The sequence below is a fragment of the Actinoplanes sichuanensis genome (genome assembly GCF_033097365.1).
In the GTDB taxonomy this organism is placed as follows: domain Bacteria; phylum Actinomycetota; class Actinomycetes; order Mycobacteriales; family Micromonosporaceae; genus Actinoplanes; species Actinoplanes sichuanensis.
Genome location: NZ_AP028461.1, coordinates 8720838 through 8746577 on the forward strand (window position 1 = coordinate 8720838; position 25740 = coordinate 8746577).

Below are 25740 nucleotides of genomic sequence, written 5' to 3' on the forward strand. Positions count from 1 at the left end.
TTGCCTGATTCACTCGTTACCAGAGCGAAACGAGCAAAGGTGGGCCAAAGTGGCACAAGTGCTGTTTCTGGGTGGATTCGGACGAAGCGGTACGACTCTCGTTGAACGTCTACTCGGTGAACTGCCCGGCATCTGCGCTCTCGGTGAAGTCGTCCATCTCTGGCAACGCGACGTCCGAGACGACGAACGTTGCGGTTGCGGAGACCGGTTCTCCGGTTGCGAATTCTGGAGACGGGTCGGCGAACTGGCCTTCAACGGCTGGGCGAACGTCGACGTGGACCGGGTGCGCGCGCTCCGCGACGCGGTCGAGCGAACCCGGCACATCCCCCGGCTGGCCTCGGCGAACGCCGCCTCCGACGAGGTGCGCGAGTACGCGTCCTACTACGCCCGGGTCTACACCGCCGCCGCCGAGGCCGCCGGCGCCCGCGTGGTGATCGACTCCTCCAAGCATTCGGCGCTGGCCCACGTGCTGCGCTGGGCCGACGACGTCGACCTGAAAGTGGTGCATGTGGTCCGGGACGCCCGCGGGGTGGCCTACTCGTGGACCAAGACGGTGACCCGGCCGGAGACCGACGGCACGGACGAGATGACCCGCTACTCCCCAGGCCGTTCAGCGTTGCTCTGGAACGCCCACAACGCCGCGTTCGGCCTGCTCGCCCGGCGTGGCGTGCCGGTTCGGCGGATCCGCTACGAGGAGTTCCTCGCCGACCCGCGGGCCGGCCTGATCCGGCTGGCCGACTTCGCCGGGATCCCGCTGCACCCGGAGGACCTGGAGTTCCTCCGGCGCGGCCACGCGGACCTGCGGGCCGGGCACAGCGCGGCGGGCAATCCGATGCGGTTCACGGTGGGCCGCCTGCCGCTGCGCAGGGACGATGCCTGGGTCGCCGCCCTACCGCGGGCGCAGCGCAGGCTGGTGGGCGCGGTCTGCGGACCCCTTCTCCGGGCGTACGGCTACCCGCTCAACATCACATCGGAGGCGTGATGAACTGGCCGTCGGTAGGGGTAGTGATCCCCACCCGGAACCGTCCCGAACTGGTGCGCCGCTCGATCGCGGCGGTTCGCGCCCAGCGCTATCCGGGCGAGTTGAAGATCGTGGTGGTGTACGACCAGACCGAACCCGACTACCTGCTGGCGTCGACGGACGGCGTACCCGTGCTGGTGTTGACGAATTGGCGGGCCTCGGGCCTGGCCGGCGCCCGGAACACCGGACTGCTGGCGCTGGACACCGAGCTGATGGCCTTCTGTGATGACGACGACCAGTGGCGGCCGGACAAGTTACGCCGCCAGGTGGCCGCGCTGCTGGCCGAGCCGGAGGCCGAGTTCGCCACATGTGCGATCGAGGTGGAGTACGAGGGAAGGTGCACCTCGCGGTTGGCCGGCCGGCCTCGGGTGACGGTGGACGATCTGGCCCGTTCGCGGATGTCGATGCTGCACTCTTCGTCGTTCCTGATCCGGCGGGAGGCGCTCGATCCGGAGCGGATCGGGCTGGTCGCCGAGGACGCACCGGGTAGCCAGAACGAGGATTGGGATCTTCTGCTCAGGGCGGCCCGCCGCGCGCCGATCGTGCATTTGGACGAGCCGCTGGTCCGGGTGCTGTGGGGCCGTACTTCGCACTACGCGTACGAGTACGCCACCAAGATCTCGTCGTTGCGCTGGATGATGCAACGGCACCCGGAGATCAGCGGCTGTCGGCCGGGCGCGGCCCGGGTCTACGGTCAGCTGGCGTGCTGGTCGGCGGCGTCCGGCAATCGGGGCGCCGCCTGGCGGTACACCCGGGAGGCGGTGCGGGCGAATTGGCGGGAACCTCGTGCGGCCATCGCCTTGGCGGCGATGACCGGAGCGGTCAAGGTGGAGAACGTCCTTTCAGCGCTGCACAAGCGAGGACGGGGTATCTGAACTCACCCTTTCGCACGCACCCGATCACGCGGTACTGTTCGAGTGTGTTCGAAATAGTGCGGTCCAACTGATGCTGGCACAGCAGAGACAGGCTGCGATCCTCGACCGGGTGCGCGCCTCCGGCGGCGTCCGGGTCACCGAGCTGGCCAACGAGTTCAGCGTCTCCGACATGACGATCCGGCGCGACCTCGAGGCACTCGCCGAGCGCGGGTTGCTCGCGAAGGTACATGGTGGGGCGACCACCGTCAGTCCCGGTTCGGCCCACGAGCCCGGCTTCACCGCGAAGTCGGTGCGCGAGCGCGGGGAGAAGGCGGCGATCGCCCAGCGCGCCGCCGCCCTGGTCTCCCCCGGCGACGCCATCGCGCTGTCGGCCGGCACCACGACCGCGGAGCTGGCGCAGCGCCTGGTCGACGTCCCGGCGCTGACCGTGGTGACCAATTCGATCCCGGTCGCCGACGTGTTCTACCGGGCCGGCCGGCCCGACCAGACAGTCGTGCTGACCGGCGGTACTCGTACCCCCTCGGATGCTCTTGTCGGTCCGGTCGCGGTCGCCGCCGTCGGCACGCTGCACCTGGACGTGCTCTTCCTCGGGGTGCACGGGATGAGCGAGCGCGCCGGCTACACCACGCCCAACCTGATGGAGGCGGATGTCAATCGGGCACTGGTGGAGGCGGCCGAGCGCCTGGTCGTGCTGGCCGACCACACCAAGTGGGGCACCGTCGGCATCTCCTCGATCGTGCCGTTGTCCCGCGCGCACGTCCTGATCACCGACGACGGGCTGGACGACGACGCCCGCGCCCTGCTGTCGGAAACCGTCCCTGAACTCGTGGTGGTGAACCCCCAGTGACCCCGACCCGCTCGAGCGTCCGTCTCTCCGACGGGCGTGAGCTGATCTACTTCGACGAATCCCCCGGCAGCAGCCGTTCGTCGTTCCAGGACACCCGGCAGCTCCCGCCGCCTCCGCCGGCCTCGCAGCTGCGTTACGACCCGCTGACCGACGAGTGGATCGCGGTCGCCGCGCACCGCAACACGCGGACGTTCCTGCCGCCGTCGGACGCGTGCCCGCTGTGCCCGACGAGCGAGCGGTTCGCCAGCGAGATCCCGGCGCCGGACTACGACGTGGTGGTCTTCGAGAACCAGTTCCCGTCGTTCTCCGACCGGATCGTGCCCGACGAGATCACCCAGGTCACCGACCTGGTGCCGGTTCGGCCCGGGCACGGCCGGTGTGAGGTGGTCTGCTTCACCAGCGATCACAACAGTGCCTTCGGCTCGCTGCCGGTGTCGCGTGTCCGTACCGTCGTCGATGCCCTGGCCGACCGGACCGCGGAGCTCTCCGCCCTGCCGGAGGTCGCGCAGGTCTTCCCGTTCGAGAATCGGGGTGTCGAGATCGGTGTGACGCTGCACCACCCGCACGGCCAGATCTACGCCTACCCGACGGTGACGCCGAAGACCGCCGCCTACCTTCGGGCCGCGAGGCGGCATTTCGAGAAGACCGGGCGCAATCTGTACGCCGACGTCCTCGCCGCCGAGCAGGAGGCGAAGGTACGGGTGGTCGCCGCCAACGAGCACTGGACCGCCTACGTGCCGGCCGCCGCGCGCTGGCCGTTCGAGGTGCACGTGGCCCCGCACCGGCAGGTGCCCGACCTGCCCGCGCTCACCGACGACGAGCGGGACGCGTTCGCCCCGCTCTACCTGGATGTGCTGCGCCGCTTCGACGGCCTGTTCGGTAAGCCGATGCCGTACATCTCGGCGTGGCACCAGGCGGTCACCGGCGAGGGCCGTGAGCTGGGCTATCTGCATCTGCAGCTGTTCAGCATCAGGCGCGCAGCGGACAAGCTGAAATACCTGGCCGGGTCGGAGTCGGCGATGGGCGCCTTCGTCAACGACATCGTCCCGGAGGCCGCGGCCCAACGGCTGCGCGACATCTGACACGCGCGGCATCAAAGACGTCGATGGGGAGGCCCGGGACAAGGCCTCCCCATCATCTCAACGAGTCATGTCACCTCGGGGTCACTCCCCGTAGTAGGCGTTCCGCATGATCCGCTTCATGTCCTCCAGCATCGGCATCCGCGGGTTCGCCGGCGCGCACTGGTCGAGGTAGGCGTTCATCGCCTGCTGCGGCAGCGCGGCCAGGAACTCCTCCTCGTCGACACCGGCACCCTTGAACGACGGGGGGATCCCGACGGCGTCCCGCAACTTCTCCACGGCGCGGGCGTACGACTCGACGCCCTGCTCGGGAGTGTCGGCGGGAAGGCCCAGGTGCCGGGCGATGTCCTGGAAACGCTCCGGGGCGATGTAGCGCTCGTACTTCGGCCAGCTGTTGAGCTTGGCCGGCACGGTGCCGTTGTGCCTGATCACGTGGGGCAGCAGGATCGCGTTGGTCCGGCCGTGCGCCACGTGGAAACTGGCACCCAGGGTGTGTGCCATGGCGTGCACGATGCCGAGGAACGCGTTGCCGAACGACATGCCGGCGATGGTTCCCGCGTTGTGCATCTTCTCCCGGGCCAGCGGGTCGTCCCCACCCTGCTTAACGGCACGCTCCAGGTTCTGGAAGATCAGCTTGATCGCGTGCAGGGCCAGGCCGTCGGTGAAGTCGCTGGCGTAGACCGACACGTACGCCTCGGTGGCGTGGGTCAGTGCGTCGAAGCCACTGTCCGCGGTCACCACCGGCGGCAGATCCTTGGTCAGGTGCGGGTCGATGATCGCCACGCTCGGGGTGAGCGCGTAGTCGGCCAGCGGGTACTTCTGCCCGGTGGCGGTGTCGGTGATCACCGCGAACGGGGTCACCTCGGCGCCGGTGCCCGACGTGGTCGGCACGCAGACCAGCTGGGCCAGGTTGCCCAGGGTGGGGAACTTGAAGGCCCGCTTACGGACGTCGAAGAACTTCTCCTTCATGTCCGCGAAATCGACATCCGGGTGCTCGTAGAGCAGCCACATCACCTTCGCCGCGTCCATCGGCGAGCCACCGCCGAGAGCGATGATGGTGTCCGGGCGGAACGAGCGCATCAGGGCGGCACCGGACCGGACCGTCTCGATGCTGGGCTCCGGCTCCACCCCGTCGATGATCTGGATGGTCACCGGCTCCGGGCGCTCCCGCAGCACGTTGCTGATCCGGTCCACGTACCCGAGCTTGGTCATGGTGTGGTCGGTGACGATGGTGACCCGGCTGACGTCGGGCATGTCCCGGAAGTAACGGATGGCGTGCGGTTCGAAGTACATCTTCGCCGGCACCTTGAACCACTGCATGTTGTTCGTCCTACGGCCGATGCGCTTGATGTTGAGCAGGTTGAGAGCTGAGACGTTGTCGGAGACCGAGGTGTGGCCGTAGCTGCCGCATCCCAGGGTCAGCGACGGGCGGAAGCCGTTGTAGATGTCGCCGATGCCACCCTGCGAGGCGGGTGCGTTCCAGATGATCCGGACCGCCTTCATCCGCTGCCCGAACCGCTCGGCCAGGCCCGCCTCCTTGGCGTGTACGACCGCGCTGTGCCCGAGCCCGTGGAATTCGACCATCTGCTCGGCGTACCGGATCCCCTGCTCCTCGTCCTCGGCCTTGAGCAGCGCGAGCACGGGGCACAGCTTCTCCCGGCTCAGCGGCTCGGCCGGGCCGACCTCGCTGATCTCGGCGAGCAGGATCGAGGTGTCCTCGGGGACGCTGAAACCGGCCTGCTCGGCGATCCAGACCGGCGACTGGCCGACGACCGCGGCGTTGAGCTTCTCCCCGACGCAGTCCTTGCCTTCGCCGTCCGGCGGGAAGATGAAGTCCTGGAGGAGCTTCTTCTCCTTGGCGCTCACCACGTAGGCGTGCAGCCGCTTGAACTCCTTGATCGCCTGGGCGGCGATCTTCCGGTCCAGGATGACCGCCTGCTCGGAGGCGCAGATCATGCCGTTGTCGAAGGTCTTCGAGAGCACGATGTCGTGCGCGGCACGGACCACATCGGCGGACGGGTGGACGTAGGCGGGCACGTTACCGGCGCCGACACCCAGAGCCGGCTTACCCGTCGAGTACGCGGCCCGGACCATCGCGTTGCCGCCGGTGGCCAGGATCGTCGCGACACCCGGGTGGTTCATCAGGGCCGACGTGGCCTGGATCGACGGCTGCTCGACCCACTGGATGCAGTTCTCCGGGGCCCCGGCCGCGATCGCGGCGTCCCGAACCACCCGGGCCGCCTCGGTGCTGCACTGCTGCGCGTTCGGGTGGAAGGCGAAGACGATCGGGTTGCGGGTCTTCAGCGCCAGCAGCGCCTTGAAGATCGTCGTCGAGGTCGGGTTGGTGACCGGCGTGACCGCGCAGACCACACCGACCGGGTCGGCGATCTCGGTGATGCCGTTGATGTCGTCGCGGTGGATGATGCCGACCGTCTTCATCCCGGCCATGCTGTTCGTGACGTGCTCACAGGCGAAGATGTTCTTGACGGCCTTGTCCTCGAACACGCCCCGGCCGGTCTCGTCGACCGCCAGCCGGGCCAGCTCGCCGTGCTTGTCCAGCGCTGCCACCGAAGCCTTGCCGACGATGTAGTCGACCTGCTCCTGGGTGAAGTCCGCGTAGGCGATCAGCGCCTTCGCGGCGTTGCCGACCAAGCCGTCGATCTCGTTCATCTCACTCCCCTTCGTCACCTCAATCTTCGGCGACTCACCGTCGCCGGCACGCTGCGTAAAGGCACGATCCGAAGGGACCAAGGTCCCGAAGGGGGCATAAAGCACGGAGCCCGCCGACCCAGGTCGACGGGCTCCGTAGTGGTCAGGAATCAGGCGGCGAGCTTGCGCGCCAGGTTCTCGTCGAGCGCGTTCATGAACTCGTCGGTCGACAGCCACGGGGCGTCCCGGCCGATGAGCAGCGCGAGGTCCTTGGTCATCTGACCGCCCTCGACGGTCTCGATGCAGACCCGCTCCAGCTTCTCGGCGAACTCGGTCACCTCGGGGGTGCCGTCCAGCTTGCCGCGGTGCTTGAGGCCACCGGTCCAGGCGAAGATCGAGGCGATCGGGTTGGTGCTGGTCTTCTCGCCCTTCTGCCACTGCCGGTAGTGCCGGGTGACGGTGCCGTGGGCGGCCTCGGCCTCGACGGTCTGACCGTCCGGGGTCATCAGGACCGAGGTCATCAGGCCGAGCGAGCCGAAGCCCTGGGCCACGGTGTCGGACTGCACGTCACCGTCGTAGTTCTTGCAGGCCCAGACGTAGCCGCCCTCCCACTTGAGCGCGGCGGCGACCATGTCGTCGATCAGCCGGTGCTCGTAGGTGATGCCGGCTTCCTTGAACTTGTCCGCGAACTCGGTCTCGAAGATCTCCGCGAACAGGTCCTTGAAACGCCCGTCGTAGGCCTTCAGGATCGTGTTCTTGGTCGAGAGGTAGACCGGGTAGTTGCGGGCCAGGCCGTAGCGGAACGAGGCGCGCGCGAAGTCGCGGATCGACTCGTCGAAGTTGTACATCGCCATACCGACGCCACCGGCCGGGAAGTCGGCCACGTGCAGCTCGATCGGCGCGGAACCGTCCTCCGGGGTGAAGGTGACGGTCATCTTGCCCTTGCTCGGCGCGACGAAGTCGGACGCCTTGTACTGGTCGCCGTGGGCGTGCCGGCCGATGATGATCGGCTTGGTCCAGCCCGGTACCAGCCGGGGTACGTTCTTCATGATGATCGGCTCGCGGAAGACGACGCCGCCGAGGATGTTACGGATCGTGCCGTTCGGCGAACGCCACATCTTCTTCAGGCCGAACTCGTCGACCCGCGCCTCATCGGGCGTGATGGTGGCGCACTTGACGCCCACACCGTGCCGCTTGATGGCGTTGGCCGAGTCGATCGTGACCTGGTCGTCGGTCTCGTCCCGGTACTGGATCGACAGGTCGTAGTACTCGAGGTTCACGTCGAGATACGGCAGGATCAGCTGCTCACGGATCTGCTTCCAGATGATCCGGGTCATCTCGTCGCCGTCGATCTCCACGACCGGGTTCTTGACCTTGATTTTCGCCATCGGCCGGCGCTCCTCTCCCGAAACACATGCTTAGCAGTACGAGCGTACTGCCCGCCCGCCGAAGATCGCCGAGCGGCCTCGCCCTGTCCGACCCCCTCTACCATCCCAGGGAATGAAGAACCGGCGCGGCGATAAGCATTACGAACCTCGTCACGGTGGTACGCGTACGGACAATCTCCGCGAAACAGCGGCGCACGTCGGCTCTGTCGTACCCGACGCAACCGGAATCGTCGTGTCGCTCGTCACGGGTGCCCTTTTCCGCGACGACGTCATCCGGTCCCGTCCCGGCCCCCCGGCGGCCCGGGCGGGCCACTAACATCGTGCGATGATCTATGCCTGGTGGGAGCGGAACCGCACCTGGGCTCCGTATCCACTGACCGTGCTGCTGATCGGCCTGTTCTTCACCGGGCGGTGGACGGTGAAGGCCTTCGTCGAGCTGTTCCGACTGGTCAGCGGGGGTGACACGGCCGTCATGTCGGCCGCCGGCTGGGTGTTCTACATGATCCCGTTCGCCCTGGTGTGGACGGTCATCCTGACCTCCGGCCGGGCGAAGAACTGCCTCGTGATCCTGGTGTTCCTCACGCCCGTCACGCTGAGCATGTTCCCGGGTGACACCAACTATTGGCTCGCGGAGGCGGTCAGCGGCCCCGGCGGCAACGCGTTCGTGGTCGGCATGCGCAACGGCGCCCTGGCCGGGATCATCACGTCGTTCACCGTCCCGTTCGTGCTCGCCAACGACCGGCTGCGCGACCACTTCGGCCTACGAACCCTGGGCTGGATGCTGGTCGCCCCGGTCGGCGCGTTGCTCGCCTCGACCCTGGTCGCCGCCGTCATCCTGGCCGCGTCATGAACCGGCCCAACCGGCGTCAACAGCGCCGGCGGCGGCAGCGTCGCGCCACCCTCGCTCCACCGCCACCACCGCCCCCGCCACCGGCCGAGCCGTCGCTCGGGCGGATCACGCTCGGGGCCCTCGTCTGGCTGGCCGGCAGTGTCGCGTACTTCCTGCTCTTCGCCGTTCGTGAGACCACCGCGCGGGGTTGGGTCGACGGTGCGCGCAGCCTGACCGGCGGCGACGCGCGGGGCATGGCGATCGCCGGCTGGGTGACCATCTTTGCCGCGTTCGGGCTGGCCTGGGCGCTGATGCTGATGCGGAAGCGAGTGCACCGGGGATGGCTCTACGCGATCGGCGCGGCGGCCGTCGCGGTGTCGCCGACCGCGCTGACGCTGTTCCCGATGGAGGGCTTCCCGATCGTCCACCTGATCAGCGGTCCCGGTGGTGGCGCCTTCGTCCACGGCATGCGCCTGGCTGCCCCGGCCGTGCTCGTCACGTTACTGCTGGCGCCGTTCGCCCTGGTCAAGGAGGAGGCGCGCGGCCCGGTCACGATGATCACCGGACTCTGCGTGTTCCTCGCTCTGGTCGCCGCCCCGCTGACAACGTGAAAAGGCCGGGGCCACCCGGCCCCGGCCTTCACGATGCGACTCAGAGGTCGGCGACGTCCGCCTGCTTGGCGCGGACCGCCTCGGCGGCCTCCTTCAGGCCGGCCAGCTCGCTGTCGGTCAGCTTGTCCTCGACGACCTTGCGGATACCGGTGGCACCCAGCTCGGCCTCCACGCCCAGGTAGACGCCGGAGATGCCGTACTCCCCGTCGACCCACGCACAGACCGGAACGACCTCGCCCGAGTCCTCGGCGACGGCCTTGGCCATCCGGGCCGCGGCAGCCGACGGGGCGTAGTACGCCGAACCGGTCTTCAGCAGCGCGACCACCTCGGCGCCACCGTTACGGGTCCGGACGACCAGCTCCTCGATCTTCTCGGCCGGGAGCAGCTCGGAGAGCGGCTTGCCGTCGACCGTGCAGCGGGACGGAACCGGAACCATGGTGTCGCCGTGCGAACCCAGGGTCAGCGCCTTCACGCTCTTCACCGGGACGTTGAGCTCCTCGGCGATGAAGTTGGTGAACCGGGCGGTGTCGAGCACACCGGCCTGGCCGAACACCCGGTTCTTGGGGAACTGGGTGGCGATCTGGGCCAGCGCGGTCATCTCGTCGACCGGGTTGGAGACCACGATGACGACGGCGTTCGGCGCGTACTTCGCGATGTTCTCCGCAACCTGGCGCACGATCTTGGCGTTGACTTCGAGCAGGTCCATCCGGCTCATGCCCGGCTTACGCGGCAGACCGGCGGTGACCACCACGACGTCCGAGCCCTCGATGGCCTCGTAACCCTCACCGTTCGGGCCGGTGGAGACGCCGACGACCTTGGTCTCGAAGCCCTCGATCGACCGGGACTGGTTGATGTCGAGCGCGAGACCGGCCGGCTTGCCGTCGATGATGTCGGTGAGAACCACCGTCTCGAAGATGTCGTACTCGGCGAGACGCTGCGCGGTCGTGGACCCGTAGAAACCGGCGCCTACGACGGTTACCTTCTTGCCCATAGCTCTGCACTCCCAGTGTCCGGGCGACTTTTCGCGACCGTATCAGCCGGTTAACGGCCGATTACCAGCCGGTCGGCTGAACGGGAGATAACCCACTGCGGCGGGCCCTTCCCAGCGGTGCCCCATGCACCCCTCCCACCTCCGGGCGTCACCCAGCGACACGCCAGACACCCTCCCCACCCCGGGACGCTGACCCAGCGATACGGCAGGCACCCTTCCCGCCCCGGAACACGCGCCCAGTGGCACAGCAGGCACCCTTCCGGGCGCGGGAAGGGTGCCTGCTGTACCGCTCGCCGCTGGACGGAAGTCGGGAAGCGTTCCTGCCGTGCCGCTCGCTGATGACCGGTAGCCGGAAAAGGTGCCGCCCGCTGACGACCGGAAGCCGAAAGGTGCTTGGCGTGCCGCTCGCTGACGACCGGCGGTTGAGAAAGACGCTCGGCGATCGTCGCGAGGCCGCCAGCACCAGGACGACCCGAACGCAAACCCGTCCACACTGCCCGACCGTCCACAGGGCGACCAGCACGGCGCTCCAACGGCCACCAAGCTGAGCCGATGCCCCGCCACCCGACAATCCCCGAACAACTCCGCAGCCAGCCGTTCCGAGGCTCCACCGCCGTGAGCGAGGGCTTTCTCACCAGGCCGATGCTCCGCAGCCCGGCCTGGCAACGCCTGCTGCACGACGTGTACATCCACCGCGACGCACGCTTGGACCACCGCGTGTGGTGCCGAGCTGCCGCGCTGGTCCTGCCGCCCGGAGCGGCGATAGGCGGATTGAGCGCCGCCCACCTGTGGGGGTTGGAGATCCGGGAGGCGAGAGTCTCCGTGGTCCTGCCGCGCAGCAGATCGTTCCGCCCTCACCCGCACCTGGTGACGCACCGCACGACACTGGTGCCGGCCGACCTGACCGTCCATGAGGGCATCCCGGTGACCACACCGGAGCGCACCGCATTCGACCTGGGCCGCCGACTGAGCAGGGCGGGCGCTCTCGGCCTTCTGGATGCGATGCTGCATCGCCACATACTCGGGCTGGATGCCGTCCGGACGATGACCGAGCAACGCCTCACCTGGCCTGGAGGCGCCGAGCTGGCCGACCTGATCAGGATCGCCGATCCGCGTGCCGAGTCCCCGATGGAGTCACACCTGCGTCTTCTGCTCATCGACGCCCGCCTGCCACCCGCGATACCCCAGCTGGAGATCCATGATCGGAGTGGCGGTTTCCTGGCTCGCGCCGACCTGGCCTGGCCGGAGTCCGACCTGATCGCCGAGTATGACGGCGACCAGCACCGCGACAGGGCGCAGTTCCGTCACGACGTGACCAGGCTGAACGCCCTGCGGACGGCCGGTTGGACGGTGCTCCGGTTCACCGCGGACGACGTGCTGCGCCACCCACGTCGTCTGGTCGCGACGGTGTCGGCGGCCCTGGCGGAAGCGGCCGAACGCCAAAGCGGCCGGCACCCACAGAGTGCCGGCCGCTGATGGAAGCGGGTGGTCAGTGGTAGAAGTGGCGGGTTCCGGTCAAGTAGACGGTCAGGCCCGCCTTCGCCGCCGCCTCGATGACCAGTTCGTCCCGAATCGAGCCGCCCGGCTGCACCACAGCCTTGATCCCGGCCGCGATCAGCACTTCGAGCCCATCCGGGAACGGGAAGAACGCGTCCGAAGCCGCCACACTCCCCGCCGCTCGCTCCTCGCCGGCCCGGTTGACCGCGAGGTGCGCCGAGTCGACCCGGTTGACCTGCCCCATGCCGACGCCGACGGTGGCACCGTCCTTGGCCAGCAGGATCGCGTTGCTCTTCACGCTGCGGATCGCCCGCCACGCGAAGGCCAGGTCGGCCAGCACGTCCGCCGAGGCGGCGTCACCGGTGGCCAGGGTCCAGTTGGCCGGGTCGTCGCCGGACGCGTCGATCCGGTCTGCCGCCTGCACCAGCACACCGCCGCTGACCTGCTTGATCTCGGTGGCCGGCGGGTTCCAGGCGGGGGCGACGAGGACCCGGAGGTTCTTCTTCTCCCGGAAGACTTCGAGCGCCTCGGCCTCGTAGGACGGCGCCACGATGACCTCGGTGAAGATCTCGCCGAGTTGCCGGGCGAGTTCCGCGGTCACTTCCCGATTGACGGCGACCACACCGCCGAAGGCCGAGACCGGGTCACAGGCGTGCGCCTTGCGGTGCGCGTCGGCGACGTCGGTGCCGACGGCGATGCCGCACGGGTTGGCGTGCTTGATGATCGCCACGCACGGCTCGGTGAAGTCGTTGGCGCTGCGCCAGGCGGCGTCGGCGTCGACGTAGTTGTTGTACGACATCTCCTTGCCGTGCAACTGCTCGGCCTGGGCGAGGCCGGCCGGCGCGGCCGGGTCGAGGTAGAGCGCGGCCTGCTGGTGCGGGTTCTCCCCGTACCGAAGGGTGTTCTCGAGCCGGAGCGCGAGCCCGTCGAAGGCCGGCCAGGCGGCGGCGTCGGCGAGGGTGGCGGCGGTCCACCGGGCGACGGCCACGTCGTACTCCGCGATGTCCGCGAAGGCCTGTGCGGCCAGCGCGCGTCGCTGGGCCAGGGTGAATCCGCCTTCGGCGAGGGCGGAGACGATCAGGGGGTACGCCGAGACGGCCGTGACGACCGCAACCGACGCGTGGTTCTTGGCCGCCGACCGCACCATGGCCGGCCCACCGATGTCGATCTTCGCGATGCAGTCCTCGACGCCCGCGCCGGAGGCCACCGTCTCGGTGAACGGGTAGAGGTTGCTGACGAGCAGGTCGAACGGCTCGATGCCGAGGTCGGCGAGCTCCTGCACGTGACCTTCGAGCCGCAGGTCGGCGAGCAGCCCGGCGTGCACCTTGGGGTGCAGGGTCTTGACCCGGTCGCTGAGGATCTCCGGGAACCCGGTCAGCTCCTCCACCCGGGTCACCGGCACGCCGGCTTTCTCCACGGTCGACGCGGTCGAGCCGGTGGAGACGATCTGCACTCCGGCGGCGTGCAGCGCCTGTGCCAACTCGACGATGCCGTCCTTGTACCAGACGCTCAGCAGCGCCCGCTTGATCGGACGACGCCCCTCTGTTGAGGTGCTCACGGGATCCGTACCTTCCTGTCCTCGATGGTCCAGCCGTCCCGGACCAGCTTGCCGACGTGGTCGACCAGTTGGGCCCGCTCGGCCACCTTGATGCGCTCGGTGAGCGTCTCCTCCGTGTCGTCGTCGAGCACGGGGACCACGGTCTGCGCGATGATCGGTCCGGTGTCGACACCGGCGTCCACGAAGAAGAGCGTCGCTCCGGCGACCTTCACGCCGTACGCCAGCGCGTCCCGCGGCCCGTGGATGCCGGGAAAGGCGGGGAGCAGCGCGTTGTGCGTGTTGATGTACCGGTCGCCGAACGCGTCGAGGAACTGCTTGCCGACGAGTTTGAGGAAGCCGGCCGAGATCACCAGGTCGGGCCGGTGGGCGGCGACGTGCTCGGTGAGTGCGGCGTCCCAGTCGTCACGGGTGGGATAGGACTTCACCGAGTCGACGAAGGTGGGGATCCCGGCGGCCGTGGCGTGGTCCAGTCCGGCGATCCCGTCCCGGTCGGCGCCGACGGCGACGACTGTCGCCCCATACGCCGGATCGGCTGTCGCTTCGAGAAGAGCCTGCAGGTTGCTGCCCGACCCGGAGATGAGAACGACCAGGCGGGCGGGCGCGGGGTCAGTCACCTGTGCACCCTATCGTCGCCTCGGCGGACGCCCGGCAACCGGGGCGTTTCACCCGCGGCGGAACGCCCGGGTGGCGGCGGCGCCGACGGTGACCGCGACCGCCACCACGATCGCGGCGACGATGCCGGTCTGTATCGGGTCGGGCCCGATCCGGGACAGCCGCCCGGACCCGAGCGCCCCGCCGGAGGCCCACGCGAGCCCGGCCAGGACGATTCCGGCGACGGGCCCGGCGAGCAGACTCGACATGATCACCAGCAGCCACGGCGGTTCGACGTCGGCGACGGTGACCTTGCCTTTGGACTTGCGCCGGGTGTGCCGCCAGGCGCTCTCCCGCCCGAACCGCAGCCGCTGGGTGAGGGTCCAGCCGGCGACCGCTCCGGCGATCACCGGCAGCGCGAGCAGGACGGTTCCGGCGGCGCCGATCGGGCCTTCGGGCAGGCCGGCGATGAGCGGGACCATCGGGGGCGGGCCGAGCGTGACCTCGGTCAACCGGACCGCCGTGTCGGTGCCGATGGCGAACCCGGGACCGAGCAGGTAGGCGGTCACCCAGATGGCGGCGTTCACCGCGTACCCGACGCTGATCAGGGTGATGCCGGCCTGGCCGGCGACGCCGGTCCGGTAGTTGGCGATGATCTCGGCGGCCTGGGCGCCGCCGAGCGCGACGGCGAGGCCTCCGACGACCGCGCCGGCACCGACGACGAGGAACGCGGCGACCAGCCCGGTCCGGATGCCGTGGCGCAGCGCCGGGGGCAGCCGGCGGGCGAGCGTGCTGACGGCGCCGGTGCCGCGCAGGGCGCCCAGCAGGGCCCCGGTCACGCCGAGGGCGAGGAAGTGCCACGCGGCGCGTCCGGTGGAGATCTCGGTGCCGCGGCCGTCGGTGAGCTGGGCCGCCGAGACCCCGATCAGGGTGTACGCCGTACCGACGGCGACCGCGACCAGGAGCGCCCGGCCGAGCGACCCGGTGCGCCGGGCCCCGATGGCGCGGGTGACGTGCAGTCCGGCGCGGTTGAGCCGCCAGAGGATCAGCACCGTGAGCAGCAGCGGCGCGAGCGCGAGTGGCCCGATCGAGGTGCCGATCGGGACGCCGTGCCCGAGTAGCCAGCCGGCCAGTCCGGCGTGTGCGGCGGCGACGAGTCCACCGGAGCCTTCGAGGGTGCGGGCCAGCCCGATCACCGCGGCGACCGGGAGGTAGGTGATCAGGGCCGCCCAGACGGTGGCGAAGAGCGCGGCCACCGGCAGTGGGGCGCCGCGCCCGGCCGGTGGGCGGCGCTGGATGGGCACACGCACGGTCTCGCGGCGGCCGAGCATCGCGTCGTCCACGACGACGGTGTCGCGCCGGTCGGCCTCGGTCGGGTCGTCGCCGGTCGGGCGGTCACCGGCGGGGATGGCCTCGGTGGGCCGGTCCTCGGGTGGGGCTCCGGGTCGCTGCCGATCGATGGCTGCGGTGTCGCGCACGACGGACTGGAGCGCCTCGGCGACCGCGAACGGGTCCTCCGAGCCGCCTGGCCGGTCGGTTGTGCTGGACATCGGCGCCTACTTTTCCATGCCGTGGCCGGGTCGGCGATGCAGAAACGACGGCGCGCCGCCGATCGGGTCGGTTCCCGATCGACAGCGCGCCGTCTCCACAGCCGTGATCAGCTCAAGATGTCGCGCATGAGCTGGGCGGTCTCGGACGGCGTCTTGCCGACCTTGACCCCGGCCGCCTCGAGGGCGACCTTCTTGGCGTCGGCGGTGCCGGCCGAGCCGGAGATGATGGCGCCGGCGTGGCCCATCGTCTTTCCGGGCGGCGCGGTGAAGCCGGCGATGTAGCCGACGACCGGCTTGGTGACGTTGGCCTTGATGAACTCGGCCGCACGCTCCTCGGCGTCGCCGCCGATCTCGCCGATCATCACGATCGCGTCGGTCTCCGGGTCGTCCTGGAACGCCCGCAGCGCGTCGATGTGGGTGGTGCCGATGATCGGGTCACCGCCGATGCCGACCGCGGTGGAGAAGCCGAACTCACGCAGCTCGTACATGAGCTGGTAGGTCAGCGTGCCGCTCTTGCTGACCAGACCGATCCGACCCTGCGGGGTGATGTCGGCCGGGATGATGCCGGCGTTGGAGGCGCCGGGCGACGCGATGCCGGGGCAGTTCGGACCGATGATGCGGGTCTTCTCGCCCTTGGCCACGTTGTACGCCCAGAACGCCGCCGAGTCCTGCACCGGCACGCCCTCGGTGATCACCACGGCGAGCGGGATCTCGGCGTCGATCGCCTCGATGACCGCGGCCTTGGTGAACGCCGGCGGGACGAAGATGACCGACACGTCGGCGCCGGTCTCGGCGATCGCCTCGGCGACGGTGGCGAAGACGGGCAGCTCGGTGCCGTCGAAGTCCACCTTGGTGCCGGCCTTGCGCGGGTTGACACCGCCTACTACCTGGGTGCCCGCGGCGAGCATCCGCTTGGTGTGCTTGGAGCCCTCACCACCGGTGATGCCCTGGACGATGACCTTGGAGTCCTTGGTGAGCCAGATCGCCATTAGTTCACTTCCCCGCAGCCGCGAGCTCGGCGGCGCGCTGGGCCGCTCCGTCCATCGTGTCCACCCGCTCGACCAGCGGGTTGTTCGCTCCGTCGAGGATGGCCCGGCCGGCCTCGGCGTTGTTGCCGTCGAGGCGGACCACGAGCGGCTTGGTGACAGTCTCGCCGCGCTCGGCGAGCAGCGCCAGGGCCTGGATGATGCCGTTGGCGACCGCGTCGCAGGCGGTGATGCCGCCGAAGACGTTGACGAAGACGGACTTGACGGCCGGGTCGCCGAGGACGATCTCCAGGCCGTTCGCCATCACCTGGGCGCTGGCGCCACCACCGATGTCGAGGAAGTTGGCCGGCTTGACGCCGCCGTGCTGCTCGCCCGCGTAGGCGACCACGTCGAGGGTCGACATGACCAGGCCGGCGCCGTTGCCGATGATGCCGACCTCGCCGTCCAACTTGACGTAGTTGAGGTTCTTGGCCTTGGCGGCCTGCTCCAGCGGGTCGACCGCGGACTTGTCCTCGAGGGCCTCGTGGTCGGGGTGCCGGAAGCCGGCGTTCTCGTCCAGGGTGACCTTGGCGTCGAGCGCCAGCACCCGGCCGTCGCCGACCTTGGCGAGCGGGTTGACCTCGACGAGGGTGGCGTCCTCGGCGACGAACGCGGCCCACAGCTTCACCGCGATGTCGACGACCTGCTCGGCGACCTCGGCCGGGAACTTGGCGGCGGCGACGATCTCCCGCGCCTTGGCCTCGTCCACGCCCTTGCTCGCGTCGATCGCGATCTTGGCGACCCGGTCCGGGTCCTCCTCGGCGACCGTCTCGATCTCCATACCGCCGGCGACGCTGGCGATGCAGAGGAACGTGCGGTTGGCCCGGTCCAGCAGGTAGGAGAAGTAGTACTCCTCCACGATGTCGGCCGTCTCGGCCAGCATCACCTTGTGGACCGTGTGGCCCTTGATGTCCATGCCCAGGATGTCGGTCGCGCGGGCCTCGGCCTCGTCGGCGCCGTCGGCCAGCTTCACACCGCCGGCCTTACCGCGGCCACCGACCTTGACCTGCGCCTTGACGACGACCTTGCCGCCCAGCCGCTCGGCGATCGCCCGGGCCTCCTGCGGGGTCTCGGCGACGCCGCCGCCCAGCACGGGCAGCCCGTGCCGTTCGAACAGGTCGCGCCCCTGATACTCGAACAGGTCCACGTGTCTCCTTTCGCTCGCGACGCCAAGCGCCGGCAAGCCGCACCATTGCGTCCCGACCTGTGTGCGCGGGGCAGCGCGGCCGCGCCGCCAGCGTGAGGATCGTCAGGCCTTTTCACATGTGCGAAACGGCCTTCATCCGCAGACTAGCGACCGGAACGACCCCGGTGAGCGCGCGGGTGCGCGGTGTGCAAGACCACACACTGGAGTGACGAAAGCGCAGCTCCGGGACGGTTGGGGCGACCGCGCACAGTGTGCACACAGAGAACTCACTTCAGCGGTGGACGGCGATGTGGTGGCGCATCTCGCGCCGGTCGGCGCCACTGTCGCGGTACCGCCGGAAAAATCACGCGGGCGCGCGTAACCGGCCTGGGAGGGGGTCGTTGAGTGTGGTGTCGGAGCGCTACGGCGCTCGCAAGGAAGACGGCCGATGCCCTGTCGGTCGAGGGGTGGCGGCGGGGCATCGCGCATAGAGGGGCCGGACGTGTGAGGGGTGCGTCCGGCCTCTCCCCTTGCGCGGGGGCCGAACCCCGGCTGGTTCCCAGAGCCGTCTCAGCGATGCGCGGACAGCACTGACGACCAGCCGAAAGGCTCTCCGGAATCAGGCGACGGGCGTCGCCACATTGGCGCGGACCCATTCGACGATGGATTCCAGCGATGCACCGGGCGTGAATAGACCGGCTACCCCGAGTGATTGCAATTCCGTGATGTCGTCGTCGGGAATGATGCCGCCGCCGAATACCACGATGTCCGAGGCGTCACGCTCCGCCAACAGTTCCAGCACTCTCCGAAAGAGTGTCATGTGCGCTCCGGAGAGAACCGACAGGCCGATGCCGTCGGCGTCCTCCTGAATCGCGGTCTCGACGATCTGCTCGGGCGTCTGATGCAGCCCGGTGTAGATCACCTCCATGCCGGCGTCACGCAGCGCCCGCGCGATCACCTTGGCTCCGCGGTCATGCCCGTCCAGCCCGGGCTTGGCGACGACGACCCTGATCCGTGCTTGCATGCTGACCCCTTCGGGCTGTCCGACCCCGGTGTAAGCCGCCGCTGCGGGCCACCGTCCGCGGTCACCTTAACGAACGGTAACCCGCCGCGCCGGGCCTCGGTACCCGGAGGTGACGGCCGACCGCCACGGAGAATTGTTCAATCGGTCACATTACCGAGTGCTTCTCGGGCAATTACAGAGTGTCGCCACAGGGGGGATCCGGAAAGCCCACCAATTCGGACAATAGCTGATCAATGCTGACCAGGAACTGTCACGAAATTGGCGCTGCGACTTGTGACCCGGCTGCCGTTTCGTTACCGTGGCCACGGCTGTCGCACAGGTTCCCCCCACAACGGCAGTCCGGCGGACCACTGTTTCGAACCGGGTCAACCCAATTTCCCGGGGTTCGAACTGCGGATCCGTCGCCGCAATGCCACTGACGGAGGATTCTTCGTGCGCCAGCGCTTGTCGTCTGAGCCCGATCGCTATCGCGGTCGGCGCCGAGTGCCGACACCCCCGCGCAGCCGCTACGCAGTCGTCGTCACATCAGCATTCGTCGGAGCCGGTGTCGTCGCTCTCGGCGCGGCCTCCAACCTTCCGGACAACAAGGCAGTCGACCCCGACGTCCTGTCGAGTCTGTCCAAGGGCTCGTCGATCACCACCGACGCCCTGGAGAACCGGGACGACAACGCCGCCTCCCGCGGTGAGAACCGTGAGGCCAACACTCAGCTCAGCGCCGAGGACGCCGCACAGGACATCTACCTGCTGCCGCTCGACGACTACGAGTTCACCTCGGCCTACGGTGTCCGGTTCGGCAAGCTGCACGCCGGCATCGACCTGGCCGCCCCGGACGGCACGCCCTACAAGGCGGTGCACGGCGGCACGGTGACCGCCGCCGGTTACGCCGGAGGGTACGGCTACTCGATCACCATCCGGCAGGACGACGGCACCGAGATGATCTACGCCCATTCCCGGCGCACGCTGGTGAACAAGGGCGACGTGGTCAAGGCCGGCCAGGTGATCGGCGAGGTCGGCAACACCGGGTACTCGTACGGGACGCACCTGCACCTCGAAGTGCACGTCAACGGCACCCCGGTCGACCCGATCACCTTCCTCGAGGAGCGCGGCGTCAGCATCAAGCTCCAGATGGAGTCGGTGTATGCGGCTCTCGACGCCGAGGCTTCCTGACTTTCCGCATTACCCGGTTGCATCTCGGTTGAACCGACAGTTCAGCCATCAGCGCCCCAGGCTCCGGTACCGACCAGGTACGTGACAGCACGACGTCACGGCAGTCGGGGGAGCATCCGCGTGGGGCAGCATTCGTCATCCGGACGAGGTGGACGCCACCGGCAGGAGAACCTGCGCCGGCACCGCGCCCCCGCCTTCCCCGCCCTCTTCGCCACCGGTAGCCGTACCGCCCTGTCGGTGACCGCCCTGAGCGCCACGCTGGCCGCCGGAATCGGCGCCGCGAGCATGGCCGCCTCCGCCGCCCCGATGGGTGTGGTGAGTGACGGTCTACCGACCGCCGCGCACGCCCCGGGAACCCTGCCGATCGTGCCGCCACCGGGCGACGAGGCACCGGGCAAGTACGACCGACCGGCCCCGATCCAGGCGAACGCCGGCCCGGACGCCGCCCCCGCACGCCGCAAGACCCGGCCCAGCCCTCGTGCCGAGTGGACTCACCCGAACCCGTCGGCCCAGGTCACGTCCTGTTTCGGACAGCGTTGGGGCCGCCTGCACGCCGGGGTCGACCTGGCCGCGCCACACGGGACGGCGATCGTCGCGGCCGGCGCCGGGGTGGTCGTCGCGGCCGGACCGAACGGCGGGTACGGCAATGCGATCCTGATCGACCACGGCGACGGCTGGCTCACCCACTACGGGCATCTGTCCACGATCAGCGTCCAGATCGGTCAGCGGGTCAAGCCCGGTGAGCACCTCGGCGACGAGGGCTCGACCGGACACTCGACCGGCCCGCACCTGCACTTCGAGGTGCACCGGGAACATTTCCCGAACCCGGTCGAGCCGACCGGGTGGATGCGTGGGCACGGGGTGGAGATCCCCGGCTGTACGTCTTAGAGCTTCTCGATCGGGGCGTGCCGGAGGATCAGCCACATCACCTGGTCACCGAAGTCGATCTGGACCCGGGTGCCCGGGCCCTGCCCCTCGACCGCCAGGACGCGGCCCAGGCCGTACCGCTGATGGTTGACTCGGTCTCCGGGGTCGACCTTCGGCGCCTGCTTCAGATCGCTGGCGGTGGCCAGCTTGCTGGCGTCGATGCCGAGCCGTTCGGCGATCCGCTGCGCCTTCGGTGTGCCGCCGGAGAAACCGCCGCCGCGCTGGCGGTCGCCGGTGCCGTAACCACCGCCGCGACCGCCCACCCCGCCGCCGGTCCCCGACCATGACGTGTACGACCCACCGGTCCGCTCCCATCGGACCAGCTCGGCCGGTAGCTCGTCGGTGAATCGGGACGGCGGGTTGTACTGCGGCTGACCCCACGCCGACCGGGTCACCGCCCGGGACAGGTAGAGCCGCTGCCGGGCCCGGGTGATCCCGACGTAGGCCAGCCGGCGCTCCTCCTCCAGCTCGGAGTTGTCGCCGAGCGCCCGCATGTGCGGGAACACGCCGTCCTCCAGGCCGGTCAGGAACACCACCGGGAACTCCAGGCCCTTGGCCGTGTGCAGGGTCATCAGAGTGACCACGCCCTGGTGGTCGGGGTCGTCGTCGGGGATCTGGTCGGCGTCGGCGACCAACGCCACCTGCTCCAGGAACCCGGCCAGGGTCGCGACCTGCTCCTCCCCCTCGTCGGCCAATGACTCGACCCGCTCGGTGTACTCCCGGGCGACGCTGACGAGCTCCTGAAGGTTCTCCACGCGGCCCTGATCCTGCGGGTCGAGGCTCTCCTCCAACTCGCTGAGCAGGCCGGAGCGTTGCAACACCGCCTCCAGCACCTCCTCCGGCGGGGCGGTCAGCGTGAGAGCCCGCAGGTCGTCGAGGAGCTGCACGAAGTCGTTGATGCTGTTCACCGCTCGGGTGGAGATGCCCGGCGCGTCCTTGGCTCGGCGCAGCGCCTGGCCGAAGGAGACCCGGTCGCGCGACGACAGCGCCTCGATGCACGCCTCGGCCCGGTCGCCGATGCCGCGTTTCGGCGTGTTGAGGACCCGCCGGATGCTGACGGTGTCGTCGTCGTTCACGATCGCGCGCAGGTAGCCCAACGCGTCGCGGACCTCCTTGCGCTCGTAGAAGCGCACCCCGCCGACCACCTTGTAGGGCAGGCCGACCCGGATGAACACCTCCTCGAACACCCGGGACTGCGCGTTGGTCCGGTAGAAGACCGCCACGTCACCGGGGCGCACGTCGTGGTTGTCGGTGAGCCGGTCGATCTCGCGGGCCACCCAGTCGGCCTCGGAGTGCTCGGTGTCGGCCACGTAGCCGACGATCTGCTCGCCCTGGCCCTGGTCGCTCCAGAGCCGCTTGGGCTTGCGTGACGTGTTCCGGTCGATCACCGCGTTGGCGGCGGTCAGGATGGTCTGGGTGGACCGGTAGTTCTGCTCCAGCAGGATGGTCCGGGCGGCCGGGTAGTCGCGCTCGAACTCCAGGATGTTGCGGATGGTCGCGCCCCGGAACGCGTAGATCGACTGGTCGGCGTCACCGACCACGCACAGCTCGGACGGGTTCTCCAGGCCGACCAGCTCGCGGATCAACGTGTACTGCGCGTGGTTGGTGTCCTGATACTCGTCGACCATGACGTGCCGGAACCGGCGACGATACGCCTCGGCGACGTGCGGGTGCGACTGGAACAGGTGCACCACGGTCATGATGATGTCGTCGAAGTCCAGCGCGTGCGCCTCACGCAGCCGGCGCTGATACAACTCGTACGCCTCGGCGACGGCCCGCTCGTTGGGCCCCTTCGCGTTCGCCTTGTACTCGTCCGGCTCGACCAGCTCGTTCTTCAGGTTCGACACCTGGGCGGCCAGGCCCCGTGCGGTGTACCGCTTCGGATCCAGGTCGAGCTCACGGGCCACCAGCGTCATCAGGCGGCGCGAGTCGTCGGCGTCGTAGATGGAGAACGTGCTCTTCAGCCCGGCGTGCTCGTGCTCGGCGCGCAGGATGCGCACGCACGCCGAGTGGAAGGTCGACACCCACATCATCCGGGCACGTGGCCCGACCAGATGGGCGACCCGCTCCTTCATCTCACCGGCGGCCTTGTTGGTGAACGTGATCGCCATGATCTCGCCGGGATGCACGTTGCGCTCGGCCAGCAGGTAGGCGATCCGGTGGGTCAGCACCCGGGTCTTGCCCGAACCGGCGCCGGCCACGATGAGCAGCGGCCCCCCGGAGTGGGTGACCGCGTCCCGCTGAGGGCCGTTCAGGCCGGTCAGCAGTGCCTCCGGATCGAGCCGGGGCGCCGCTGGGCGCGGCGTCGGCCGGGGTGCCTCCGGAGTCCGCACCGCGGGCAGGGGGAACAGGGCGTCGGAAGGTTCTGAGGAAGGTCGCATCGCGGGGAACAGTGTATGCCGCACCCCCGACACGAATTCGCCACCGACCGGCCCGTACATCAGCGGTGAACTATGCATGTCATCCCTTTAGGCTGACCCGGTTGGTGAAGAAGTCTCTCCGATCGGGGGATCGATCCCATGCAACTTCCGAAGCGTCGGCAACTCGCCGCGCCGATAGCCCTGCTGGCCGCGGCCGCCCTGCTCACCACCGTCACACCGGCGCAGACCGCGGCCGCCGCGCCGCCACCCGAGTTCGCTCCGGTCTCGGCGTCCTACGGGGTGCCGAAGGGCGCGACCGTGAAGGGCCAGTTCCTCAGCTACAACGACTTCCACGGCGCCATCGACCCACCGACCGGCAGCGGCGCGGTGGTCAACGCCGGCGGCACCAGCACGCCCGCCGGTGGCGTGGAGTACCTGGCCACCTACCTGAAGAAGCTGCGCGCCGAGGCTCAGGCCGAGGGGCGGTCGACGATCACCGCCGGCGCCGGCGACCTGATCGGTGGCACGCCGCTGGTCAGTGCCGCCTTCCACGACGAGCCGACGATCGAGCTGATGAACCAGGTCGGGCTCCAGGTGAGCTCGGTCGGCAACCACGAGTTCGACGAGGGCGTGACCGAGCTGCTCCGGATCCAGCGGGGCGGCTGCCATCCGGTCGACGGGTGCCAGGACGGCGACCCCTACCGGGGCGCGAAGTTCACCTACCTGGCCGCCAACACGATCAGCAAGAAGACGAAGCTGCCGATCCTGCCGCCGATCGACATCAGGTATGTGAACGGCGTACCGGTCGGGTTCATCGGCATGACGCTGGAGGGTACGCCGAGCATCGTCAACCCGGCCGGGATCAAGGACGTCACCTTCACCGACGAGGTGGAGACGGCCAACAAGTGGAGCTCCGTGCTGCGGCTCTTCGGGGTTAAGGCGCAGGTGCTGCTGCTGCACGAGGGCGGCTCGCAGGGTTCGGCCACGCCGACGCCCGGCGTGTCGGACTGCAACAACTTCACCGGACCGCTGGTGCCGATCGTGGCCGGGCTCAACCCGGAGATCAGCGTGGTGATCTCCGGTCACACGCACCGCTTCTACTCGTGCAAGCTGCCGAACAGCAAGGGTGCCGACACCGTCGTCACCAGTGCCGGCAGCAACGGGCAGCTGATCACCGACATCGACTACACGCTGGACCGGCGGACCGGCCGGTTCACCGAGATCACCGCGAAGAACGTGATCGTCGAGAACGGGGTGCCGGACGGCAACGGCGGCTGGAAGCGGGACGCCGCCGGGGCGTTCCTGAAGAACCCGGACACCGTCGACGCCGCCACCAAGAAGGTGGCCGACAAGTACCGCACCGCGGTCGCCCCGATCGCGAACAAACTGGTCGGCAGCATCAGCGCGGACATCGTCCGGACCACGACGGCGGCTGGTGAGAGCCCGCTCGGTGACGTGATCGCCGACGCTCAGCTCGCCTACACGCAGTCGGCCGGCGCACAGATCGCGTTCATGAACCCGGGTGGCATCCGTGCCGACCTGGACGCCGACCAGTCCAGCGGCGGCGAGGTCTACGGCCAGGTGACGTACGGCGAGGCGTTCACCGTTCAGCCGTTCAACAACCTGGTCGTCACTCAGACCTTCACCGGCGCCGAGATCAAGGAGGTCCTGGAGCAGCAGTTCGTCGGTTTCGCCGGGCAGACCACCCAGCGGATCCTGCAGGTGTCGGCCGGCCTGACCTACACCTGGAGCGCATCGGCGGCGCCCGGCTCCAAGATCAGCAACCTGGCCCTGAACGGGACGCCGATCGACCCGGCCGCGAACTACCTGGTCACCACGAACGACTTCCTGGCCAACGGCGGTGACGGGTTCACCAACCTGAACCAGGGACCGGACGGCCGGGTCACCGCACCCGGGTTCGACGTGGACGCGCTCGTGGCGCACCTGGCCACCGGACCGATCGCGCCGGGGCCGGCCGACCGGATCTCGACGACCTCCTGATCAGCGCCGACTTTCGTCCCAACACTCGGGCGGTTTCCTTGCGGGACCGTCCGAGCCGGGGGCATACTCGGCTCGTGATCCAGCAGGCGCGATTTTTTACCTATGGCACCGGACGCCCGGCAGCCGTAGGTCGCTCCTGAACCCCAGACCTACATCAAGCCCCGGGCCTCCCAGCCCGGGGCTTGATGCTGTCCGGGCCGGGGTGGCCGGGACCCCAGCACCCGAGGAGCAGGACATGACCGCCGACGTGATGGACCAGACCACAGGCGCGGGCGAGGACGAGGCCGCCACGAAGATCCTTGCCATTCGCGAGCGCATCAACGAGATCGACAAGACGATCATCGAGTTGTGGCAGGAACGCGCCGCCCTCTCCCAGGAGGTCGGCAAGACCCGGATGGCCAGCGGCGGCACCCGCCTCGTGCTGGCCCGGGAGCGGGAGATCATCGAGCACTTCCGCGAGGCGCTGGGGCCGGACGGCACCCAGGTCGCGCTGCTTCTGCTGCGGTCCGGCCGCGGCCCGCTCTGAGCGGCGGAAACGACTGCAGCCGGGCCCTGAGGACCCGGCTGCAGCAAGCAACCACCGTTGAAGGTGTACTCACGGAAGAGGCGTCAGGCCGAGGTTTC

21 protein-coding genes are annotated in these 25740 nt (G+C 69.2%); 11 read left to right on the forward strand and 10 right to left on the reverse strand.

The annotated features are described in order from the left end of the window. Positions 1–49: 49 nt before the first annotated feature. The 4 genes from Q0Z83_RS39975 to galT all read left to right on the forward strand — a co-directional run bounded on the left by Q0Z83_RS39975 (position 50) and on the right by galT (position 3825). Positions 50–982 carry a sulfotransferase family protein gene (locus Q0Z83_RS39975; RefSeq protein ID WP_317788576.1) on the forward strand — a complete coding sequence of 311 codons (933 nt, stop codon included), beginning with the start codon at positions 50–52 and terminating at the stop codon, positions 980–982. Beyond that, the gene (locus Q0Z83_RS39980) at positions 982–1896 is read left to right on the forward strand and encodes a glycosyltransferase family 2 protein (RefSeq protein ID WP_317788577.1); all 915 of its coding nucleotides are present in this window, start codon (positions 982–984) and stop codon (positions 1894–1896) included. Before Q0Z83_RS39975 ends, Q0Z83_RS39980 begins: the two co-directional genes overlap by 1 nt. A 70-nt stretch (positions 1897–1966) precedes the next feature. Then, positions 1967–2743 (forward strand): DeoR/GlpR family DNA-binding transcription regulator, encoded by a 777-nt coding sequence (locus Q0Z83_RS39985; protein ID WP_317788578.1) that lies wholly within the window; start codon positions 1967–1969, stop codon positions 2741–2743. Next, positions 2740–3825 carry a galactose-1-phosphate uridylyltransferase gene (gene galT / locus Q0Z83_RS39990; RefSeq protein WP_317788579.1) on the forward strand — a complete coding sequence of 362 codons (1086 nt, stop codon included), beginning with the start codon at positions 2740–2742 and terminating at the stop codon, positions 3823–3825. The genes Q0Z83_RS39985 and galT overlap by 4 nt, the downstream gene beginning before the upstream one ends. Positions 3826–3906: 81 nt before the next feature. On the opposite strand, the gene adhE is transcribed toward galT, so the two are convergent. Further along, on the reverse strand, positions 3907–6510 hold the full coding sequence (adhE, locus tag Q0Z83_RS39995) for a bifunctional acetaldehyde-CoA/alcohol dehydrogenase (protein ID WP_378078879.1): 2604 nt from the start codon (positions 6508–6510) through the stop codon (positions 3907–3909). Positions 6511–6641: 131 nt separating this feature from the next. After that, positions 6642–7859: an NADP-dependent isocitrate dehydrogenase gene (locus Q0Z83_RS40000; protein ID WP_317788581.1), complete on the reverse strand. Its 1218-nt coding sequence runs from the start codon at positions 7857–7859 to the stop codon at positions 6642–6644. Between the two features lie 325 nt (positions 7860–8184). On the opposite strand from Q0Z83_RS40000, the gene Q0Z83_RS40005 reads away from it, so the two are divergent. Both Q0Z83_RS40005 and Q0Z83_RS40010 read left to right on the forward strand, forming a co-directional pair. After that, on the forward strand, positions 8185–8709 hold the full coding sequence (locus Q0Z83_RS40005) for a hypothetical protein (protein WP_317788582.1): 525 nt from the start codon (positions 8185–8187) through the stop codon (positions 8707–8709). Next, positions 8706–9299, forward strand: coding sequence for a hypothetical protein (locus Q0Z83_RS40010; protein WP_317788583.1), 594 nt, complete (start codon positions 8706–8708; stop codon positions 9297–9299). The genes Q0Z83_RS40005 and Q0Z83_RS40010 overlap by 4 nt, the downstream gene beginning before the upstream one ends. A 40-nt stretch (positions 9300–9339) precedes the next feature. Here the strand turns inward: Q0Z83_RS40010 and mdh are convergent, their stop codons facing one another. After that, positions 9340–10290, reverse strand: coding sequence for a malate dehydrogenase (gene mdh, locus Q0Z83_RS40015; protein ID WP_317788584.1), 951 nt, complete (start codon positions 10288–10290; stop codon positions 9340–9342). A 615-nt stretch (positions 10291–10905) separates the two neighbouring features. Between mdh and Q0Z83_RS40020 the strand changes: the two genes are divergently transcribed. Next, the gene (locus tag Q0Z83_RS40020; RefSeq protein ID WP_317788585.1) at positions 10906–11766 is read left to right on the forward strand and encodes a DUF559 domain-containing protein; all 861 of its coding nucleotides are present in this window, start codon (positions 10906–10908) and stop codon (positions 11764–11766) included. 13 nt (positions 11767–11779) lie between these two features. Here the strand turns inward: Q0Z83_RS40020 and purH are convergent, their stop codons facing one another. From purH to Q0Z83_RS40050, 6 genes are all read right to left on the reverse strand, one after another. Further along, positions 11780–13345, reverse strand: coding sequence for a bifunctional phosphoribosylaminoimidazolecarboxamide formyltransferase/IMP cyclohydrolase (purH, locus tag Q0Z83_RS40025; protein ID WP_317788586.1), 1566 nt, complete (start codon positions 13343–13345; stop codon positions 11780–11782). Continuing rightward, positions 13342–13959 (reverse strand): phosphoribosylglycinamide formyltransferase, encoded by a 618-nt coding sequence (gene purN, locus Q0Z83_RS40030; RefSeq protein ID WP_317788587.1) that lies wholly within the window; start codon positions 13957–13959, stop codon positions 13342–13344. Before purN ends, purH begins: the two co-directional genes overlap by 4 nt. Positions 13960–14007: 48 nt before the next feature. Next, the gene (locus Q0Z83_RS40035; protein ID WP_317788589.1) at positions 14008–15486 is read right to left on the reverse strand and encodes a cell division protein PerM; all 1479 of its coding nucleotides are present in this window, start codon (positions 15484–15486) and stop codon (positions 14008–14010) included. A gap of 107 nt (positions 15487–15593) precedes the next feature. Continuing rightward, entirely contained in the window at positions 15594–16475 is an 882-nt protein-coding gene (gene sucD / locus Q0Z83_RS40040; RefSeq protein WP_317788590.1) for a succinate--CoA ligase subunit alpha, read from the reverse strand. Between the two features lie 4 nt (positions 16476–16479). Further along, complete coding sequence (sucC, locus tag Q0Z83_RS40045; RefSeq protein ID WP_378078878.1) at positions 16480–17658, reverse strand: ADP-forming succinate--CoA ligase subunit beta; 1179 nt, start codon at positions 17656–17658, stop codon at positions 16480–16482. A gap of 598 nt (positions 17659–18256) precedes the next feature. Next, positions 18257–18661 carry a cobalamin B12-binding domain-containing protein gene (locus Q0Z83_RS40050; RefSeq protein ID WP_317788592.1) on the reverse strand — a complete coding sequence of 135 codons (405 nt, stop codon included), beginning with the start codon at positions 18659–18661 and terminating at the stop codon, positions 18257–18259. Positions 18662–19093: 432 nt separating this feature from the next. On the opposite strand from Q0Z83_RS40050, the gene Q0Z83_RS40055 reads away from it, so the two are divergent. Both Q0Z83_RS40055 and Q0Z83_RS40060 read left to right on the forward strand, forming a co-directional pair. Further along, positions 19094–19828, forward strand: a complete 735-nt coding sequence (locus tag Q0Z83_RS40055) for a M23 family metallopeptidase (protein WP_317788594.1) — start codon at positions 19094–19096, stop codon at positions 19826–19828. A gap of 120 nt (positions 19829–19948) precedes the next feature. Continuing rightward, positions 19949–20716 (forward strand): M23 family metallopeptidase, encoded by a 768-nt coding sequence (locus tag Q0Z83_RS40060; RefSeq protein WP_317788595.1) that lies wholly within the window; start codon positions 19949–19951, stop codon positions 20714–20716. Here Q0Z83_RS40060 and pcrA read toward each other — a convergent pair. Beyond that, positions 20713–23136 carry a DNA helicase PcrA gene (gene pcrA, locus Q0Z83_RS40065; protein WP_317788597.1) on the reverse strand — a complete coding sequence of 808 codons (2424 nt, stop codon included), beginning with the start codon at positions 23134–23136 and terminating at the stop codon, positions 20713–20715. The two genes, Q0Z83_RS40060 and pcrA, sit on opposite strands and share 4 nt — an antisense overlap. A 138-nt stretch (positions 23137–23274) precedes the next feature. On the opposite strand from pcrA, the gene Q0Z83_RS40070 reads away from it, so the two are divergent. Next, on the forward strand, positions 23275–25116 hold the full coding sequence (locus Q0Z83_RS40070) for a bifunctional metallophosphatase/5'-nucleotidase (RefSeq protein ID WP_317788598.1): 1842 nt from the start codon (positions 23275–23277) through the stop codon (positions 25114–25116). A gap of 235 nt (positions 25117–25351) precedes the next feature. Next, a complete protein-coding gene (locus Q0Z83_RS40075) occupies positions 25352–25642 on the forward strand; it encodes a chorismate mutase (protein ID WP_317788600.1) in 291 nt (96 codons plus the stop codon). The last annotated feature ends 98 nt before the right edge of the window (positions 25643–25740 follow it).

What these genes read in the sequence shown, in the direction of transcription:
- Q0Z83_RS40010 (WP_317788583.1), top strand. Translation starts at nt 8,706, where the DNA reads ATGAACCGGCCCAACCGGCGTCAACAGCGCCGGCGGCGGCAGCGTCGC.
- Q0Z83_RS40070 (WP_317788598.1), top strand. Translation starts at nt 23,275, where the DNA reads ATGCAACTTCCGAAGCGTCGGCAACTCGCCGCGCCGATAGCCCTGCTG.
- mdh (WP_317788584.1), bottom strand. Translation starts at nt 10,290, where the DNA reads ATGGGCAAGAAGGTAACCGTCGTAGGCGCCGGTTTCTACGGGTCCACG.
- Q0Z83_RS40005 (WP_317788582.1), top strand. Translation starts at nt 8,185, where the DNA reads ATGATCTATGCCTGGTGGGAGCGGAACCGCACCTGGGCTCCGTATCCA.
- pcrA (WP_317788597.1), bottom strand. Translation starts at nt 23,136, where the DNA reads ATGCGACCTTCCTCAGAACCTTCCGACGCCCTGTTCCCCCTGCCCGCG.
- Q0Z83_RS40000 (WP_317788581.1), bottom strand. Translation starts at nt 7,859, where the DNA reads ATGGCGAAAATCAAGGTCAAGAACCCGGTCGTGGAGATCGACGGCGAC.
- Q0Z83_RS39985 (WP_317788578.1), top strand. Translation starts at nt 1,967, where the DNA reads ATGCTGGCACAGCAGAGACAGGCTGCGATCCTCGACCGGGTGCGCGCC.
- Q0Z83_RS40075 (WP_317788600.1), top strand. Translation starts at nt 25,352, where the DNA reads ATGACCGCCGACGTGATGGACCAGACCACAGGCGCGGGCGAGGACGAG.
- Q0Z83_RS39980 (WP_317788577.1), top strand. Translation starts at nt 982, where the DNA reads ATGAACTGGCCGTCGGTAGGGGTAGTGATCCCCACCCGGAACCGTCCC.
- Q0Z83_RS40035 (WP_317788589.1), bottom strand. Translation starts at nt 15,486, where the DNA reads ATGTCCAGCACAACCGACCGGCCAGGCGGCTCGGAGGACCCGTTCGCG.
- sucD (WP_317788590.1), bottom strand. Translation starts at nt 16,475, where the DNA reads ATGGCGATCTGGCTCACCAAGGACTCCAAGGTCATCGTCCAGGGCATC.
- Q0Z83_RS40050 (WP_317788592.1), bottom strand. Translation starts at nt 18,661, where the DNA reads ATGCAAGCACGGATCAGGGTCGTCGTCGCCAAGCCCGGGCTGGACGGG.